Genomic DNA, 16,175 nt, shown 5'->3' with positions numbered 1-16,175 from the left:
GCCGACACCCTCGTGCGGCGCGCCTTCCGTCGGTGCGGCCGATGCCGGGTGAGTCTGGGGAGGTGCCACTGGACTTCACCGCGATCGACTTCGAGACGGCGAATTCCAGCAACGCCTCCGCCTGCGCCGTCGGTCTCGTGCGCGTACGCGACGGCAGGATCGTCGATAAGACGGGCTGGCTCATCCGCCCGCCGGCCGGTCACGACGTGTTCTTCGAGCTGAATGTGCGCATCCACGGCATCCAGCCCGAAGACGTCGCCGACGCCGCCCCCTGGAGCCGGCAGCTCGCCGACATCGTCGCGTTCGCCGGCGACGACATCCTGGTGGCGCACAACGCGGGCTTCGACATGGCCGTGCTCAAGCGCGCGTGCGACGCGACAGGCGACGACTGCCCCGCCTACCGCTACGCGTGCAGCCTGCAGGTCGCGCGCAAGGTCTACCGGCTCGAGTCGTACCGGCTGCCGTTCGTCGCGGCCGAGGCGGGCTTCGGGGACTTCCCGCACCACAATGCGACGGCCGATGCGCTCGCCTGCGCCCACGTCATGATCGACGCCGCGCGGCGCGTGGGCGCCGCGGACATCGCGGCGCTCACCGAGGCGGTCGGCGTGCGCGTATCGCAGATCGCGATCGCCCAGGCTCCCGCCGTCTCGTTCGCCGTCGCCTGAACGCCCAGCGCGGCGCGACCGTCATGTCGGAGGCCTCCGTCATTCTGAAGGCATGGACGCAGCAGTGATCGGAATGGTGGTGATCGCCTGCATCGTCGTGGGTGCCGTGGCGGGATGGGCGGCAGGGCTCGCGCGCGGTGCCGCCCGGGCCGCCCGCGAGCAGGCGGCCCTCACGGCGCAGCTTGCGGGGTCCGAAGCGGCGCGTCAGGGCGTGCAGGCCCAGCTCGAGCACCAGCAGCTGCTGTACCGCGAGCTGGCGAGCCAGGCACGCCATGACCAGGCGGCGCGCGAGGAGCGGGAGCGGCGCGAGCAGTCGGTGCTGCGCGCCCTCGCCCCCGTGCAAGAGACGCTCGCCGCGATGCACACCAAGGTCGACGACCTCGAGCGCGACCGGCACGTCCAGTTCGGCACGCTCGCCGAGCAGCTGCGCCGCGCGCACGAGTCCGACGAAGCCCTGCGGGCGACGACGGAGTCGCTGGCGAGCGCCCTGCGATCGGGCAGCACGCGCGGGGTCTGGGGCGAGACCCAGCTGCGCCGCGTCGTCGAGGCAGCCGGCCTCACCCGGCACGTCGACTTCGACCTGCAGACGTCGATCACGACGGATGCCGGAGCCGGCCGCCCCGACATGGTGATCCGCCTGCCCGGCGACAAGGCCATCGCCGTCGACGCCAAGGTGCCGCTCGACGCGTTCCTCGAGGCCAGTGCGATCCCCCTGACCGCACAGGGCGCGGAGGCGGCGCGACGTCGCTCGCTGCTCGACAAGCACGTCAAGGCGGTGCGCGCGCACGTCGACGCCCTCGCCCGCAAGACGTACTGGGCCGGCCTCTCGTCGAGCCCCGAGTTCGTGGTGTGCTTCCTCCCGAGCGAGTCGCTGCTCTCCGCCGCCCTCGAAGAGGATGCCTCGCTGCTCGACTACGCCTTCGGCAAGCGGGTCGCACTGGCGTCGCCCGTGAACCTCTGGGCGGTGCTCAAGACCGTCGCCTACACATGGACCCAGCAAGACGTGTCGCAGGAGGCCCGTGCCCTCTTCGACCTCGGCAACCAGCTGTACGAGCGACTCGGGTCGCTCGCCACGCACGCCGACGACCTGCGACGCGCGATCGAGCGGACCGTCGACAGTTACAACCGCTTCGCCGGATCGCTCGAGACCCGCGTGCTGGTGAGTGCACGCAAGTTCCCCGGCATCGATGCGACGAAGCTCGATGCGGTGAACGAACCCGCCACGATCGACAAGACCCCGCGCCGGCTCACCGCACCCGAACTGCTCGACGAGACCCTCGCCGGTATCGACGAGACACCGAAGACGCCCACGGCGACCGCGGAACTCGGCGACGTGCGCGTACGCATCGCCATGCCGAACGAGTAGCGCCCGACGGGTGACCGCCGAACGCCTCAGGCGCCGCCGGGCACGAAGCTCAGCAGCACGATCACTGCGGCGGATACGCCGACAAAAGCGCCGATCATCCACCAGGCGCTGATCTCGTGTCCCTCGTCACGCCGGACGCGCAGCAGCACGTCGGGGCGTCGGGCCGGATCGATCGCGTTGGCGACCACCGCGTGCGCACCCGTCTGGGGCGACGACGGTTCAGCGGACTGCGCAGACATCGTCAACTCCTCGCGTCGGAAACACCATCATGTGTCCATCGACACCACACATGATTCTGCCAGAGTCGCCCGCGAACGGCCGTCACGAATCAGTCACAAGGGCACATTCGCCACAGAGGCCACACCGGACACGCCAGCCGGCGGCGATACGGTCACAGCCACTTCGAGACGAGGTGCTCCGACGAGATGCGCCGCAGCGTCCCCGATGCTCCACGCAGCACGACACTCTCGGTGTAGACGTAGCCGCCCTCGCGGCGCACGCCGGCGACGAGCGCCCCGTCGGTCACTCCGGTCGCCACGAAGATGGTGTTGCTGCCCTTGACGAGTTCGTCGGCCTCGTACACGTATCCGTCGAGCCGCAGTCCGGCGTCGACGCCCCGCTGCTTCTCGTCGTCGTCGCGCGGCCAGAGCCTGCCCTGGATATGACCTCCGAGCGCCTTGATCGCGCACGCGGTCACGATGCCCTCCGGGCTGCCGCCGACGCCGACGCACATGTCCGTGCGGGCGTTGTGACGGGCGGCGTTGATCCCGCCCGCGACATCGCCGTCGCTCATCAGGCGCGTGCCCGCCCCCGCCTCGCGGATCTCCTCGATGAGGCGCTCATGCCGCGGGCGGTGCAGCACCGACACGACCAGCTCTTCGACGGGCTTTCCGAGCGCCTTGGCGAGCAGACGGATGTTCTCGCCGATCGGCAGGCGGATGTCGACGACGCCCACCCCGGCCGGGCCGGTGACGAGCTTGTCCATGTAGAAGACGCTGGAGGCGTCGAGCATCGTGCCGTGGTCCGAGACGGCGATCACCGACAGCGCATTGTTGCGCCCGGCCGCCGTCAGCGAGGTGCCGTCGATCGGGTCGACCGCCACGTCGGCCTGGGGCCCGCGGCCGCTGCCGACCCGCTCGCCGTTGAACAGCATCGGGGCTTCGTCCTTCTCGCCCTCGCCGATGACGATCGTGCCGTCGAAGTTGACGGTGGTGAAGAAGGCGCGCATCGCATCCACGGCGGCTCCGTCTGCTGCCTCCTTGGCGCCGCGGCCGATGAACGGCACGGCTCGGATCGCGGCGGCCTCCGTGGCCCTCACCAGCTCGAGTGCGAGATTGCGGTCGGGATGGAGGGGACTCATGTCCGCGGTCAGGCTCACCATGCGGTCAGCCTAGCCAGCTTGTTGCCCGATTCCTCGTAATTTCACGCTTTCGCAAGTGAAGGAATTGCGTTTCTTTCCGACGTCGCAGGGACGTGGGTTTCCCGCGGCGGCGGAGCGCACCGGCATCCGTGCACCATCCGGCGCTTCGGTAGAGTTTGCAGTACGCCCGCGGGATCGACAGCCTGGGGCCGACGCCTTCCGCCGACGCCCTTCCGCCGACAACCTTCGGCCGACACCCTTCAGCACCGTGAAGATCTAGGAGCACCCATGCCCGTCGCCACCCCGGAACAGTACGCCGACATGCTGGACCGCGCGAAGGCCGGTGGCTTCGCGTATCCCGCCATCAACGCCGCCAGCTCGCAGTCTGTCAACGCCGTCCTGCAGGGCCTCACCGAGGCGGGATCCGACGGGATCATCCAGGTCACCACCGGCGGCGCCGACTACTTCGCCGGCCACACCGTCAAGGCCCGCGCGACCGGCGCGCTCGCCTTCGCCGCCTATGTCCACGAGGTCGCCAAGAGCTACCCGATCACGGTCGCCCTCCACACCGACCACTGCCCCAAGCCGGCGCTCGAGGACTTCGTGCTGCCGCTCATCAAGGCCTCGGAGCAGGTCGTCGCCGACGGTGGCAACCCCATCTTCCAGTCGCACATGTGGGACGGCTCGGCCGTGCCGCTCGCCGAGAACATCGAGATCGCGAAGGAGCTCCTCCCCCGCCTCAAGGCGATCAACGCCATCCTCGAGGTCGAGATCGGCGTCGTCGGCGGCGAAGAGGACGGCGTCCAGCACGAGGGCTCGAACGAGGCGCTCTACACGACGACCGCCGACGTCTCGCAGGTCGTCGAAGCACTCGGCCTCGGCGACCAGGGCCGCTGGATCGCGGCGCTCACCTTCGGCAACGTGCACGGCGTCTACAAGCCCGGCAACGTGAAGCTGCGCCCCGAGCTGCTCGGCGAGATCCAGGAGGGCATCGCCGCGAAGTTCGGCACCGGTCCCAAGCCCCTCGACCTCGTCTTCCACGGCGGCAGCGGCTCGACCGACGAGGAGATCGCGCTCGCCGTGGCCAACGGCGTCGTGAAGATGAACATCGACACCGACACCCAGTACGCCTTCACCCGCTCCGTCGCCGGCTTCATGTTCCAGAACTACGACGGCGTGCTGAAGGTCGACGGCGAGGTGGGCAACAAGAAGGCCTACGACCCGCGCGCGTGGGGCAAGATCGCCGAGTCGGCGATGGCGGCCCGCGTCGTCGAGGCGACGCAGCAGCTCGGCTCGGCGGGCAAGAGCCTCGCCGCGTAACACCGGCCGCGCGGGCAGCGATGCCCGGTGAACATCGGATGCCCCGGCACCGGCCCTGCGAGGGGCCGGGCGCCGGGGCATCCATATCTCTGGGAGGCAGCGTCTATTCGGGGTCGCGGTAGATGTCGAGGAGCCCGGGAGCACCCTCGGGGCGATGGAGCACCACGATCTCATCGCCGGCCTGCACGCGCCCGCCCTGCACCACGCGCAGGTAGGGCCCGAGGCGGCGTTCGCTCGAGAAGCGCTTCACCCAGCCACGCGCCGCGTCGCCGCCCACCCAGCGGGCGAACGTCTGACAGGGCGTGCGCGGCATGGTCACCTCGAGCTCCACGCGGTCGCCGATCCGCCACCGCTCGCCGATGAGCGCCGCGTTGACATCGAGTCCTTCGACGCGGAGGTTCTCGCCGAACCATCCGGGCGGGAGTTCCCGCCCGAGCTCGGACTCCCAGTACGCGGCATCCTCCGCCGCGTACGCGTACAGCGCCTTGTCCAAGCCGCCGTGGTGCTTGCGGTCGGCCTGCACATCGGCGTACACGCCGTACGGCCCGACGCGCACCGGCCCGTCCACGGGCGCCTTGTCGATGGCGGTCACGCCGACCGGGCCGGCGTCGGGATGCAGTCGCCGGACGGCGCAGACGGCGACGAGGCGAGGCATCCGCTCATCCTAGCCACCGCGCCGTCCGCCGGACGCGAGACGACGACGGCTTCACTCTCCGGGCTCGCCACGCAGCAGGACCCGGCCATCCGAGACGGCGCGCACCTCGATCGAGGCGATGTCGGAGCGGTCCAGGGCGGTCCCGGCATCCAGATGCGCGGTCGATCCCGGCCCGGCGCGCCAGCTGGACAGTTCGCTGGTGGCACCGTCGGTCGACGTGACGACGAGCACGTACGGCCACTCCTCATCGGCGGCATAGGGATCGTCGGTGGGCGGGTAGTCGCAGACCATCGCGATCCGCGTGCCCCACGCGACGTCGGTCAGCTCCACCGTGGCGCTCAACGGCACGTCGGTGACCGGCTGGAGCGCGACGACATCTTCGGGCACCGCCACCGGATCGACCGAGGTCGTGACCGCGAAGCCTACGACCACTGCCAGCACCGCAGCCGCCGCGATGCCGGCGCCCCAGGCGATCACCCGCCGACGGCGTGCGTCGCGCCTGCCGCGTGCGACGACCCGCGTCCGCGTCCCGGGGTCGAGACCGCTGGCCTCACCGGGCGCGTCGAGGAGCGATTCGGCGCGGTCGACCCCCACGCGCGCCAGCAGGCCGATGGCCGGAGCGAGGTCGGCGATCGCGTCACGGCAGAGGCGGCATTCGTCGAGGTGCGCCTCGTAAAGCCTGCGGTCGTCTGAGCCGAGCGCGCGCACGACGTACGCGGCATCCCAGTCCGCGAAGCGGACGTGGTCGGTGCTCATCGCGTCAGCCCCTTCTCCTGCAGGGTGAGGCGGAGCGAGCGCAATCCGTAGTGGAGGCGGGACTTGACGGTGCCCGCGGGGATGTCGAGCTCGTCAGCCATCTCGGCGATCGACTGCCCGCGGTAGTAGGCGCGCACGACGACGGCGCGATGCTCCGTCGTCAATGCGGCCAGCGCCTCCTCGACGATGATCGCCTCGAAGAGCGCGTCGGTCCCATCCGGCGCGATGCGCTCGGGCACCTCGGCCACGCCGATCTCACGGCGGCGGCGCGCACTGCGGGCCTCGTCGATGACGAGGTGTCGGGCCACCGTGAACATCCACGAGCGCGTGGTGGAGGGATCCTGTTCGAGGATCCGGGGCGTTCGCCACGCCCGCAGCAGAGTTTCCTGCACGATGTCGTCGGCACCGGAACGATCGCCGGTGAGATGCACGACATAGCGCCAGACCGGGGCGGCGTGGGCATCGTAGAGAGCGGCCAGCCGTCCGGCGTCACGATCGGCGGCGCTGTCATGACCCTCCACGCTGTCGTGCGGCATCCATCACCTCCCGCAGGAGACACGAGACGTGGCATCCGCAGGTTCAGGTGAGCCGCAACGCCCGTGCCGTCATCCGAGTATGGACCTCGGGCACCCGATCGCGGCAGCCCCGACGACGCGTGCCGCCCTGATCCGACAGGCGCCGCGTCCACTCGACCGGCGCTGCGCGAACTCAGCCGCCGGCGCTGTCGATGAGCGCCTGCCACACCGTCGGGTCGCTCAGAAGCGGCACAGCCATCAGCGCGCCGGCCGCGAACGTGAACAGGATGCCGGCCACCAGCGGGATCCACCAGGTCAGCCGCCCGCGGCGCACGCTCCAGAACGAGACCGCGGCCGTCGCGCACCATCCGATCGTCAGCACGAGGACGGCCGCGATCCCCCACGCCCTTCCGTCGGCCGGGTCGCTGAGCTGCACGTCGACGCCCAGCAGCGCGAGCATCGTCTCGGCGTATGCGCCGTAGTCGAGGAACGCCGGTACTGCCGATACGACGTTCACCAAGCCGTACGCGAGCAGCGCGAACGTCACGATCCGATCCACGGGGCGCGGACGTCGCTGGGCGGGCTCAGCGGGCTGAGACGGCGACGGGATGCCGAGGGCCGGGGCCTCCTCGGTCACGATCGACGTCGCCGATTCCTGCTGCCAGGGCGCGGGCGCCTGGATGCGAGCGCGCTGTTCTTCGGGCGTGGCGTACTCGCCGTATTGCGGCCGGGGTCGCGCTGATTCGTCACTGTGCGGGCGGGGCCGCGGTGCGTCCGCGGGCGGCGCCGCCGATCCGGGCGGCGGATCGGGCTGCGCGGTCGCCGACGCGTCGCTCATGCGCGGCTCCGGCCACCGAGGGCACGGTCGTCACGCCGGCCCGCGGCATCCGTCCGCAGCTCCTTGGGGAGGGAGAACTGCAGATCCTCCTCGGCGGTGCGCACCTCTTCGACGTCGCGGTATCCGGCGGAGGCGAGGTCGTCGAGCACCTGCTGCACGAGCACCTCGGGCACCGACGCGCCACTGGTGACCCCGACCGTCTCGACCCCCTCGAGCCAGGCCTGCTCCACCTCGTCGGCGTAGTCCACGCGGTAGGCGGCCTTGGCGCCGTACTCGAGTGCGACCTCGACGAGCCGCACGCTGTTCGACGAGTTCGCTGAGCCCACGACGATCACGAGGTCGGCATCCTTCGCGACCTTCTTGATCGCGACCTGGCGGTTCTGCGTGGCGTAGCAGATGTCGTCCGACGGCGGGTCCTGCAGCTCGGGGAACCGCGCACGCAGACGCCGCACGGTCTCCATGGTCTCGTCGACCGACAGCGTCGTCTGCGACAGCCACACGACCTTCGACGGGTCGCGCACCTCGATGGTGTCCGCCTCGTCGGGAGAGTTCACGATGGTCACGTGGTCGGGCGCCTCGCCCGCCGTGCCCTCGACCTCTTCGTGGCCGACATGGCCGATGAGGAGGATCTCGAAGTCGTCACGCGCGAAGCGCACGGCTTCGCGGTGCACCTTGGTGACGAGCGGGCACGTCGCGTCGATGGCGCGCAGGCCCCGATCGGATGCCGCATTCACGACCGCCGGCGACACGCCGTGCGCGCTGAAGACGACGTGGGCGCCCTCGGGGACCTCGTCGACCTCCTCTACGAAGATCGCACCGGCGGCCTCGAGCTCGGTGACGACGTGGATGTTGTGCACGATCTGCTTGCGCACGTACACCGGCGCACCGAAGCGCTCGAGGGCCTTCTCGACGGCGATCACGGCACGGTCCACGCCCGCGCAGTATCCACGCGGGGATGCCAGGAGCACCCGCTTCTGTCCGGTGCCGGCGATATCCTGGAGCGGTTCGCGCCGCCGCGGGATGCGCGGGATGGGCATGCTCACAGGGGCCTGACTCGCTCGGGTCTGCCCCGCGGTGCTGATGCTCACCCCACGATTCTACGGGCGGGCTCCTGAGCGGGGCCTCCGCGAGACCACCCGCGGCGCCAAGCGGTGCCCCGGGCGACAGCCGCCCGCCCTCCGGGGCACGAAAGGACCGCATGACGACCTTCCAGCCCGTCGCCGTCCCCGGCGAACCCCCGCCCGCAGACTCCGTGCGACCGCGGGACTCCACCGCGCAGGCCCCGACCTCTGTCGCCCGCCTCAACGACACGATCCGCGGCTTCGTGCAGACGTGGGGGTCGGTGTGGGTCGAGGGCGAGATCACGGCGTTCAACCTGCGCGGCGGCAACGTCTTCGGGCGCCTCAAGGACCTCGCCGGCGACGCCACGATCTCGTTCCGCATATGGTCGTCCACCCGCGACCGGCTGCCCGGCGACCTCAAGGTCGGCGACCACGTGATCGCCTGCGTGAAGGCGGACTACTTCGTCAAGAACGGCGACTTCGGCTTCGGCGTCTCGGCCATGCGCCATGTCGGGCTCGGCGACCAGCTCGAGCGCCTCGAGCGGCTGCGCGTGCAGCTGCGGTCCGAGGGGCTGTTCGACCCGTCGCGCAAGATGGCCCTGCCGTTCCTTCCGCGCCTGATCGGCCTCATCACCGGCGAGAACTCGGATGCCGAGAAGGACGTGCACCGCAACGCCGAGCTGCGCTGGCCCCAGGTGCGGTTCCAGACCAAGTACGCCGCCGTCCAGGGCGACCGCTGTGTGCCCGAGACGATCGCGGCGCTGAAGGCGCTGGATGCCGCACCCGACGTCGACGTCATCATCATCGCCCGCGGCGGCGGCGACCCGCAGACCCTGCTCGGCTTCAGCGACGAGCGCCTGCTGCGGGCGGTGGCCGCGGCATCCACCCCCGTCGTCAGCGCCATCGGCCACGAGAACGACCATCCGCTGCTCGACGACGTCGCCGACCTCCGGGCCTCGACGCCGACGGATGCCGCCAAACGCGTCGTGCCGGATGTCGCGGAGCAGCGCGCGATCGTCGGCCAGCTGCGCGCCCGGATGAACATGCGCCTGACCCAGCGGATCTCGCACGACATCGCGCAGCTCGAGCAGCTCAGGTCGCGACCGGTGCTGCGCGCACCCGAGACGCTGCTCACCAGTCGAGCGCACGAGGTGGAGCTGCTCGCGGCGCGGGGGCGGGACCGGGTGGACCGCTCGCTCCAGCTGCACGAGCGCCGCACCGCCGAGCTGCGCGCGACACTGCGCGCCCTCTCGCCGGCGTCGACCCTCGCCCGGGGCTACGCCATCGCGCACCTGACCGACGGCGTCATCGTGCGCGACGCGGCGCAGGCTCCGGCATCCACTCCGGTCGTCGTCACCGTGGGCCGCGGATCGTTCGCCGCGCACTCCGACGGCGAGCTCGCCGAGCAGCCGTCCGCGGCCGCCGAGTCTGCGGTGGAAGATGGCGCGCGGCCCGACCCGGCAGGGCGCGGGGCCCCCTCGGCCGCGAACTAAGATGGAGGCCATGACTGAGACGAGCGGCGCCCTCGAGGACGTCGCGACCCTCTCGTTCGAGCAGGCGCGTGATGAGCTCGTACGGGTCGTCGCCGAGCTCGAGCAGGGTGCGCCGACCCTCGAGCACTCCCTGGCCCTGTGGGAGCGCGGAGAAGCCCTCGCCGCACGCTGCGAGGAGTGGCTGCTGGGCGCCAAGCGCCGGCTCGAGGCCGCGCGGGCGACGGTCGAACGTGGCGACGGCGAGGCAGCCCGATGACACGCGGACCCCGCATCGTCGCCGAGCTCGGCCGGCCCGAGACACCCGAAGAGACCGCCGACCGCAAGGCGGAGTCGTCGCGGGTCTACCGCTCGAGCCAGAATGTGCGCAACCTCGTCGCGGCGCTGCTGGCCACCCTCGCTGTCGTCGTGGTCGTCATCTTCGCGGTCCCGCGCGGCACCCCTCCCGCGCGCGAGCCGATCGACGTCGCCGCCGTCGCCGAGAGCATCGCGGCCTCCGAGGAGCGCACCGTCATCACGCCCGAGATGTCGGACGGGTGGGTGGTGAACAACGCCGGCATCGAAGGCAACGGCTCGGTGCGCGCCTTCACCGTCGTCTACGCCCCGGCCGCGGAAGACGAGCGGGGCTTCCTGCGCGTGGCACAGGGCTTCGACGCCGACGAGGCGTGGGCCGCGCGTGTGCTCTCGGGCTCCGCCCCTCAGGACACCGTGACCATCGACGGCGTCACGTGGGATCGCTACGACCTCGATCCCGATCGCACCGGCAACATCACGGTCGCGCTGGCCACCGACGCCGGCACCGATACTGTGCTGATCTACGGCGCCGCCGGCGAGATGGCGCTGGAAGAGACGGCACGCTCCGTCACCGATCAGATCACCGCGCTGCGCGAGGAGGCCGAGTGACCGACCAGTCCGCACCTGCCAAGGCCTGGCAGGAGATGCAGCGTGGAAACGCCCGCTTCGTCGCCGGCAGCCCGCGACACCCCCGCCAGGACGTCGACACCCGTCATGAGCTCGCCGAGGGGCAGCGCCCCCGCGCGGCCCTGTTCGGCTGTTCCGACTCGCGACTGGCGGCCGAGATCATCTTCGACAAGGGCCTCGGCGACCTGTTCGTCGTGCGCAACGCCGGTCAGGTCATCTCGGACTCGGTCGTCGGCAGTCTCGAGTACGCCGTGGCGGTGCTGGGAGTGCCGCTCATCGTGGTGCTCGGCCACGACGCGTGCGGTGCGGTGCGTGCGGCGATCGACATCACCGACCCGGAGGCCGACCCGCTGCCGCCGCACATCTGGCGTCTGATCTCCCCGATCGTGCCCGCGGTGCGCCGCGTCCAGCGCGGGTCCGCCGTGGACGGCGTGTATCCGGCTGCGATCGACGCCGACGAAGTCGGCCGCGAGCACCTCCGCGACACGGTGGGCGAGCTGCTGAACGCGTCCGAGCTCATCAGCACCGCCGTCGCCGAGGGCCGCCTCGCGATCGTCGGCGCCAACTACCGCCTCGCCGAGGGCACCGCGGTCCCCGACGTGATGGTCGGCGTCCCCGACCTGGCCTGATCCCGACTTCCCCCCAACCCCGTACCGACACGTGAGGAACAACGACGTGACCGACATCGAGTACCGCATCGAGCACGACACCATGGGCGAGGTGCGTGTGCCCAAGGACGCGCTCTACGCCGCCCAGACGCAGCGCGCCGTCGAGAACTTCCCGATCTCGGGCGACCGGCTCGAGCCCGCCCAGATCGTGGCGCTCGCACGCATCAAGAAGGCCGCGGCGCTCGCGAACAAGGAGCTCGGCACGCTCGACGGCGCGATCGCCGATGCCATCGCCGGCGCGGCCGACCGCATCATCTCGGGCGAGTTCGCCGACCAGTTCCCCATCGACGTCTACCAGACCGGCAGCGGCACATCGTCGAACATGAACATGAACGAGGTGCTGGCGACTCTCGCGACGCAGGCGCTCGGCTCCACCGTGCACCCGAACGACCACGTCAACGCGTCGCAGTCGTCCAACGACGTCTTCCCCACGTCGGTGCACATCGCGGTGACGCAGGAGATCATCGATGATCTGATCCCCGCGCTCGACCACCTCGCGGTCGCCCTCGAGGCGAAGGCCGACCTGTGGAAGACCGTCGTCAAGTCGGGCCGCACCCACCTCATGGATGCGACGCCCGTCACCCTCGGCCAGGAGTTCGGCGGCTACGCCCGTCAGATCCGCCTCGGCATCGAGCGCGTGCAGTCGGTCCTCCCCCGCGTCGCGGAGGTGCCGCTCGGCGGCACGGCGGTGGGAACCGGCATCAACACGCCGCTCGGCTTCCCGCAGCGGGTGATCGAACTGATCGTGACCGACACCGAACTGCCGATCACCGAAGCCAAGGACCACTTCGAGGCCCAGGCCAACCGCGACGCCCTGGTCGAGGCATCCGGCGCCCTGCGCACCGTCGCCGTCTCGCTCACGAAGATCAACAACGATCTCCGCTGGATGGGCTCGGGCCCGAACACCGGCCTCGGCGAGCTGCACATCCCCGACCTGCAGCCGGGTTCGTCGATCATGCCCGGCAAGGTCAACCCCGTGATCCCCGAAGCGACGCTGATGGTGTGCGCCCGGGTCATCGGCAACGACGCGACCGTCGCGTGGGCGGGAGCATCCGGTGCCTTCGAGCTCAACGTCGCGATCCCCATCATGGGCAGCGCGGTACTCGAGTCCATCGAGCTCCTCGCCAACACCTCGCGCGTGCTCGCCGACAAGACCATCGACGGTCTCGAGGCGAACGTCGAGCGTGCGGCGGCCTACGCGGGGATGTCGCCGTCGATCGTCACGCCCCTCAACAAGCTCATCGGCTACGAGGCGGCGGCCAAGATCGCCAAGCATTCGGTGGCGAAGGGCATCACGGTGCGCGAAGCCGTGATCGACCTCGGCTACGTGGAGCGCGGCGAGCTCACCCTCCAGCAGCTGGACGACAAACTCGACCTGCTCTCGATGACGCACGCGGGCTGATTCGCCCGCCCCATGCCGCTGCCCCTGCGTCGGCGGGATAATCAGGACATGGCCCGAACGCCCCGCCCGGTCCCCGCACGCGTCAGGATCCTTGCCGCGATCCTCGCCGTCGCGTGCGTCGGTCTGGCGATCGTGGGCAGCGTGACGTTCCTGGTGCAGCGCGAGCAGGCACTGTCGGGCATCAATGAACGGCTCGAAGCCCAGGTCGACTCGCTGCAGGCGGTCTCCGCTGATGCCGCCGAGGGCGCCCAGGGCGCTCCTGCAGCGACCGAGGAGAAACTCGACAAGGACGACTTCAGTTCCATCGACGGGTACCTCAATGCGGTCGTCGCGCGACTGGTCCCTGCCCGCAACGAGGCCTCGCTGGCGCTGGTCGACGGCGTGCCGCGCTGGGTTCCGGCCACGCTGTCCGGCTTCGACATCTCGAAGAACCAGCAGCTCATCGACCGCGTCGTCGACGAGACCGCGGACGGCGGCACCAAGAGAGGAACCGCCGTGACCGACCAGGGTTCGCTGCGCTACATCGCGATCCCGGTGAGCATGGAGGGCGACCCAGGGCAGGGACTCTATGTGCGCGCCGTCGACCTCGGCGCAGAGCTGCAGCCGGTGACGTTCGCGATGACGACGTACGTGATCGCCGCGGTGGCGGTTCTGTTCGCGATCGGCATCGTCGGCTGGTTCGTCACGGGGCGGCTGCTGTCGCCGATCCGCCATCTCCGTGAGACGGCCGACGCGATCTCCATCAGCGACCTCTCGCGGCGCTTGGAGCCGCACGGCAACGACGACATCTCAGACCTCTCGCGCACGGTGAACTCGATGCTCGACCGGCTGGAGGACTCCGTCGACGGTCAGCGACAGCTGCTCGACGACGTGCGCCACGAGCTGAAGACCCCCATCACCATCGTGCGTGGCCACCTCGAACTGATGAACCCGCAGGACGCCGCCGATGTGGCCTCTGCGCGCGACATCGGCATCGCCGAGCTCGACCGGCTTACCCGGCTCGTCGAGGACATCGATCTGCTCGCGACCGCCGAAGCGGATTCCAGCACCGTCGCAGCGGTCGACCTCGCGTCTCTGACCGCGCGTGTCGGCGAGCTCGTCGCTGTGATCCCGGGTCACACCTGGACGATCGAGGCGATGGCCGACGGTGACACCAGCGGTGACCAGGACCGACTGCTGCAGGCCTGGCTCCAGCTCGCCGACAACGCCGCCAAGTACACGCCCGCCGGCAGCCCGATCGAGATCGGCAGCGCGCACGACTTCGAGGGCGCCCGCCTGTGGGTGCGCGATCATGGGCCGGGCATCCCGCCCGAGGAGCGCACCCGGATCTTCCGCCGCTTCGACCGTGCTCACGTCAAGCGCTCTGTGGGAGGCTCGGGACTGGGCCTCGCCATCGTCGAAGCGATCGCCAAGGGCCACGGCGGTCATTGCACGGTCACCGACACCCCCGGCGGCGGGGCCACTTTCACCATCCATCTGCCTCCGACGGAGGCCGAGCTGCCGGTGCCGGTGCGCGCCGGAGACGTCGTATTGCAACGGGAGGCCGCCGGATGACCAGGATCCTGATCGTCGAGGACGAGCCGCGAATCGCCGCCTTCGTCAGCCGGGGGCTCGAAGCCGCGGGGTACGAGACCCTGGTGGTCGAGGACGGTCCAGAAGGACTCGAGGCGGCACTGCGCGGCGACGCCGACCTGGTGCTGCTGGATGTGGGCCTGCCGACGATGGACGGATTCGAGCTGCTGCGCGAGCTGCGCGCCCGCGGTTCCGCGATCCCCGTCATCATGCTCACGGCGCGTTCCAGCACCCGCGACACCGTCACCGGATTGGATGCCGGGGCCAACGACTACGTGCCGAAGCCCTTCACGTTCGAAGAGCTTCTGGCACGCGTACGCTCGCGGCTGCGTGAGAGCGTGCCGCAGCCCGGAGTGTCGATCTCTCACGGCGACGTCGTGCTCGACATCCTGGCGCGCCGGGCCACCGTCACCGGGCGGGAGATCGATCTGTCGGCCCGTGAGTTCTCGCTGGCCGAGCAGTTCCTGCGCAACCCCGGGCGGGTCCTGAGCCGAGAGCAGCTGCTGAGCCGCGTCTGGGGGCTGGACTTCGATCCCGGGTCCAACGTGGTCGACGTGTACGTGCGCTACCTGCGCGGCAAGCTCGGCTCGGACCACATCGTCACGGTCCGCGGCGCCGGCTACCGCTGGGAGTGAGGAAGGCCCCGCGACGGCGCTCGCCCGACCCGGCGACCGGCGCGAAGAAGCCCCCGGTGCTGGGGGACACCGGGGGCTGTGAAAGGCCGGACTGGGGAATCCGACCGTTGTCAGTCGCGCTTGTCTGGGGAATTGCGCGACTGGTCTTTCTTCGCGTCGTGATCGGCGCCGTTGCCGTTCCCGACGTTCGAGCCCGCATGCGCGGGACGTTCTTTGCCGACCGATACCGGGTCGGGAGCGGTCTGGCTGTCGTACTCCGCTTCGGCCTGGACCTGACGACGCTGGGTCTCGGGCTCGCTAGGGGCGGGAGCCTCTGCGGGTTCAGCGTTCTGCGACAGATCGGACGACTTCTCGGCCCGCTCCCGCTCGAGTCGTGACACCAGTGCATCGATCCGCCCGGTGGTCCAGCCATGTGCCTGGGTCCAGGCGCGGAGCTCGTCCCACGAGCCCGACGCCTGCGCTGCCGCGATCACGGACTTGATGTCGGCTGCCGTGACGGGCCCGGACACCTCCGGCGCGGTCGCGGGGACGGGCGGCGTCGCCGGCGCCCGCGTCCTCGGCGCGTCGGATGCGAACGGCGGATCCACTACGAGCGGAGCGGGGGCTTCGACGACTTCTGCGTCCGCCGGAGGGACCACTTCGAGTGTGGCTGTGGGCGTCGCCAGAGGAGACGCGGACGGGGATGTTGTGGAGGGCACGACCACGCTCTCGGACGCGAGGCTCGTGCCAGGCGAGTCCGTCAAAGCCATGGTGTTCGCCAGGGCGACCGCGGTGACGACGGCGATGCTCGCTGCGACGGCGGTCGCGCCGCCGATCACGAGCCCCGTGCGTGCTTCCACGTCTCGTCTGCCTCCCCTGTGCGCGGAACGATTTCCTCCATCCATGGTGGCAGACCGATCCCGTCGCGAAGGCCACGGGCGATGAGACTCTTCTCATGCTGAGCCGGCGCGG

Annotated in this window: 18 protein-coding genes; 10 read left to right on the top strand and 8 right to left on the bottom strand. The window is 70.5% G+C overall.

What is annotated here, in order from left to right; all coding sequences use genetic code 11:
• Nucleotides 1-62: 62 nt before the first annotated feature.
• Together B1729_RS10850 and B1729_RS10845 are read left to right on the top strand one after the other, a co-directional pair.
• A complete protein-coding gene (locus B1729_RS10850; protein WP_163620481.1) occupies nt 63-665 on the top strand; it encodes a 3'-5' exonuclease in 603 nt (200 codons plus the stop codon).
• A gap of 52 nt (nt 666-717) precedes the next feature.
• Nucleotides 718-2,031 carry a DNA recombination protein RmuC gene (locus tag B1729_RS10845; protein WP_163632685.1) on the top strand — a complete coding sequence of 438 codons (1,314 nt, stop codon included), beginning with the start codon at nt 718-720 and terminating at the stop codon, nt 2,029-2,031.
• A gap of 26 nt (nt 2,032-2,057) precedes the next feature.
• Here B1729_RS10845 and B1729_RS10840 read toward each other — a convergent pair whose 3' ends face one another.
• Nucleotides 2,058-2,270, bottom strand: coding sequence for a UDP-N-acetylmuramyl pentapeptide phosphotransferase (locus B1729_RS10840; RefSeq protein WP_163618687.1), 213 nt, complete (start codon nt 2,268-2,270; stop codon nt 2,058-2,060).
• A gap of 152 nt (nt 2,271-2,422) precedes the next feature.
• Nucleotides 2,423-3,412: a class II fructose-bisphosphatase gene (gene glpX / locus B1729_RS10835; RefSeq protein ID WP_163618686.1), complete on the bottom strand. Its 990-nt coding sequence runs from the start codon at nt 3,410-3,412 to the stop codon at nt 2,423-2,425.
• 267 nt (nt 3,413-3,679) lie between these two features.
• Here glpX and fbaA point away from each other — a divergent pair, with 267 nt between their 5' ends.
• Nucleotides 3,680-4,711 (top strand): class II fructose-bisphosphate aldolase, encoded by a 1,032-nt coding sequence (gene fbaA, locus B1729_RS10830; protein WP_163618685.1) that lies wholly within the window; start codon nt 3,680-3,682, stop codon nt 4,709-4,711.
• Nucleotides 4,712-4,814: 103 nt separating this feature from the next.
• Here fbaA and B1729_RS10825 read toward each other — a convergent pair whose 3' ends face one another.
• From B1729_RS10825 to B1729_RS10805, 5 genes are all read right to left on the bottom strand, one after another.
• A complete protein-coding gene (locus tag B1729_RS10825; protein ID WP_163618684.1) occupies nt 4,815-5,366 on the bottom strand; it encodes an MOSC domain-containing protein in 552 nt (183 codons plus the stop codon).
• Nucleotides 5,367-5,417: 51 nt separating this feature from the next.
• Complete coding sequence (locus B1729_RS10820; protein WP_163618683.1) at nt 5,418-6,122, bottom strand: hypothetical protein; 705 nt, start codon at nt 6,120-6,122, stop codon at nt 5,418-5,420.
• On the bottom strand, nt 6,119-6,658 hold the full coding sequence (locus tag B1729_RS10815; RefSeq protein ID WP_163618682.1) for a sigma-70 family RNA polymerase sigma factor: 540 nt from the start codon (nt 6,656-6,658) through the stop codon (nt 6,119-6,121). Before B1729_RS10815 ends, B1729_RS10820 begins: the two co-directional genes overlap by 4 nt.
• A gap of 172 nt (nt 6,659-6,830) precedes the next feature.
• Complete coding sequence (locus B1729_RS10810) at nt 6,831-7,475, bottom strand: DUF6264 family protein (protein ID WP_163618681.1); 645 nt, start codon at nt 7,473-7,475, stop codon at nt 6,831-6,833.
• Nucleotides 7,472-8,512, bottom strand: coding sequence for a 4-hydroxy-3-methylbut-2-enyl diphosphate reductase (locus B1729_RS10805; protein ID WP_204260118.1), 1,041 nt, complete (start codon nt 8,510-8,512; stop codon nt 7,472-7,474). The genes B1729_RS10810 and B1729_RS10805 overlap by 4 nt, the downstream gene beginning before the upstream one ends.
• Before the next feature lie 161 nt (nt 8,513-8,673).
• Here B1729_RS10805 and xseA point away from each other — a divergent pair, with 161 nt between their 5' ends.
• Genes xseA through B1729_RS10770 form a run of 7 tightly spaced genes read left to right on the top strand, consistent with a single transcriptional unit; the run spans nt 8,674 to nt 15,224 of the window.
• A complete protein-coding gene (gene xseA, locus B1729_RS10800; RefSeq protein WP_163618680.1) occupies nt 8,674-10,029 on the top strand; it encodes an exodeoxyribonuclease VII large subunit in 1,356 nt (451 codons plus the stop codon).
• 10 nt (nt 10,030-10,039) lie between these two features.
• The gene (locus tag B1729_RS10795) at nt 10,040-10,285 is read left to right on the top strand and encodes an exodeoxyribonuclease VII small subunit (RefSeq protein ID WP_204260114.1); all 246 of its coding nucleotides are present in this window, start codon (nt 10,040-10,042) and stop codon (nt 10,283-10,285) included.
• A complete protein-coding gene (locus B1729_RS10790) occupies nt 10,282-10,929 on the top strand; it encodes a DUF4245 family protein (protein ID WP_163618678.1) in 648 nt (215 codons plus the stop codon). The genes B1729_RS10795 and B1729_RS10790 overlap by 4 nt, the downstream gene beginning before the upstream one ends.
• 35 nt (nt 10,930-10,964) lie before the next feature.
• The gene (locus tag B1729_RS10785; RefSeq protein ID WP_163618706.1) at nt 10,965-11,576 is read left to right on the top strand and encodes a carbonic anhydrase; all 612 of its coding nucleotides are present in this window, start codon (nt 10,965-10,967) and stop codon (nt 11,574-11,576) included.
• Nucleotides 11,577-11,622: 46 nt separating this feature from the next.
• Nucleotides 11,623-13,017 (top strand): class II fumarate hydratase, encoded by a 1,395-nt coding sequence (locus B1729_RS10780; RefSeq protein WP_163618677.1) that lies wholly within the window; start codon nt 11,623-11,625, stop codon nt 13,015-13,017.
• Nucleotides 13,018-13,065: 48 nt separating this feature from the next.
• Nucleotides 13,066-14,571, top strand: a complete 1,506-nt coding sequence (locus B1729_RS10775) for a HAMP domain-containing sensor histidine kinase (RefSeq protein WP_163618676.1) — start codon at nt 13,066-13,068, stop codon at nt 14,569-14,571.
• A complete protein-coding gene (locus B1729_RS10770) occupies nt 14,568-15,224 on the top strand; it encodes a response regulator transcription factor (RefSeq protein WP_163618675.1) in 657 nt (218 codons plus the stop codon). Before B1729_RS10775 ends, B1729_RS10770 begins: the two co-directional genes overlap by 4 nt.
• A gap of 110 nt (nt 15,225-15,334) precedes the next feature.
• Here the strand turns inward: B1729_RS10770 and B1729_RS10765 are convergent, their stop codons facing one another.
• Nucleotides 15,335-16,063 carry a hypothetical protein gene (locus B1729_RS10765; protein ID WP_163618674.1) on the bottom strand — a complete coding sequence of 243 codons (729 nt, stop codon included), beginning with the start codon at nt 16,061-16,063 and terminating at the stop codon, nt 15,335-15,337.
• Between the last annotated feature and the right edge of the window lie 112 nt (nt 16,064-16,175).

The organism is Microbacterium sp. B35-04 (genome assembly GCF_010634885.1).
Classification (GTDB): Bacteria; Actinomycetota; Actinomycetes; order Actinomycetales; family Microbacteriaceae; genus Microbacterium.
The sequence above is the reverse complement of the archived record's forward strand: the minus strand, read 5'-3'. Positions and strand labels throughout refer to the sequence as shown.

Coding starts and splice junctions, on each gene's coding strand:
- B1729_RS10840 (WP_163618687.1), bottom strand. CDS start 2,270: ATGTCTGCGCAGTCCGCTGAACCGTCGTCGCCCCAGACGGGTGCGCAC.
- B1729_RS10770 (WP_163618675.1), top strand. CDS start 14,568: ATGACCAGGATCCTGATCGTCGAGGACGAGCCGCGAATCGCCGCCTTC.
- B1729_RS10775 (WP_163618676.1), top strand. CDS start 13,066: ATGGCCCGAACGCCCCGCCCGGTCCCCGCACGCGTCAGGATCCTTGCC.
- B1729_RS10785 (WP_163618706.1), top strand. CDS start 10,965: ATGCAGCGTGGAAACGCCCGCTTCGTCGCCGGCAGCCCGCGACACCCC.
- B1729_RS10825 (WP_163618684.1), bottom strand. CDS start 5,366: ATGCCTCGCCTCGTCGCCGTCTGCGCCGTCCGGCGACTGCATCCCGAC.
- B1729_RS10845 (WP_163632685.1), top strand. CDS start 718: ATGGACGCAGCAGTGATCGGAATGGTGGTGATCGCCTGCATCGTCGTG.
- B1729_RS10790 (WP_163618678.1), top strand. CDS start 10,282: ATGACACGCGGACCCCGCATCGTCGCCGAGCTCGGCCGGCCCGAGACA.
- glpX (WP_163618686.1), bottom strand. CDS start 3,412: ATGGTGAGCCTGACCGCGGACATGAGTCCCCTCCATCCCGACCGCAAT.
- B1729_RS10805 (WP_204260118.1), bottom strand. CDS start 8,512: ATGCCCATCCCGCGCATCCCGCGGCGGCGCGAACCGCTCCAGGATATC.
- B1729_RS10795 (WP_204260114.1), top strand. CDS start 10,040: ATGACTGAGACGAGCGGCGCCCTCGAGGACGTCGCGACCCTCTCGTTC.
- B1729_RS10810 (WP_163618681.1), bottom strand. CDS start 7,475: ATGAGCGACGCGTCGGCGACCGCGCAGCCCGATCCGCCGCCCGGATCG.
- fbaA (WP_163618685.1), top strand. CDS start 3,680: ATGCCCGTCGCCACCCCGGAACAGTACGCCGACATGCTGGACCGCGCG.
- B1729_RS10820 (WP_163618683.1), bottom strand. CDS start 6,122: ATGAGCACCGACCACGTCCGCTTCGCGGACTGGGATGCCGCGTACGTC.
- xseA (WP_163618680.1), top strand. CDS start 8,674: ATGACGACCTTCCAGCCCGTCGCCGTCCCCGGCGAACCCCCGCCCGCA.
- B1729_RS10815 (WP_163618682.1), bottom strand. CDS start 6,658: ATGCCGCACGACAGCGTGGAGGGTCATGACAGCGCCGCCGATCGTGAC.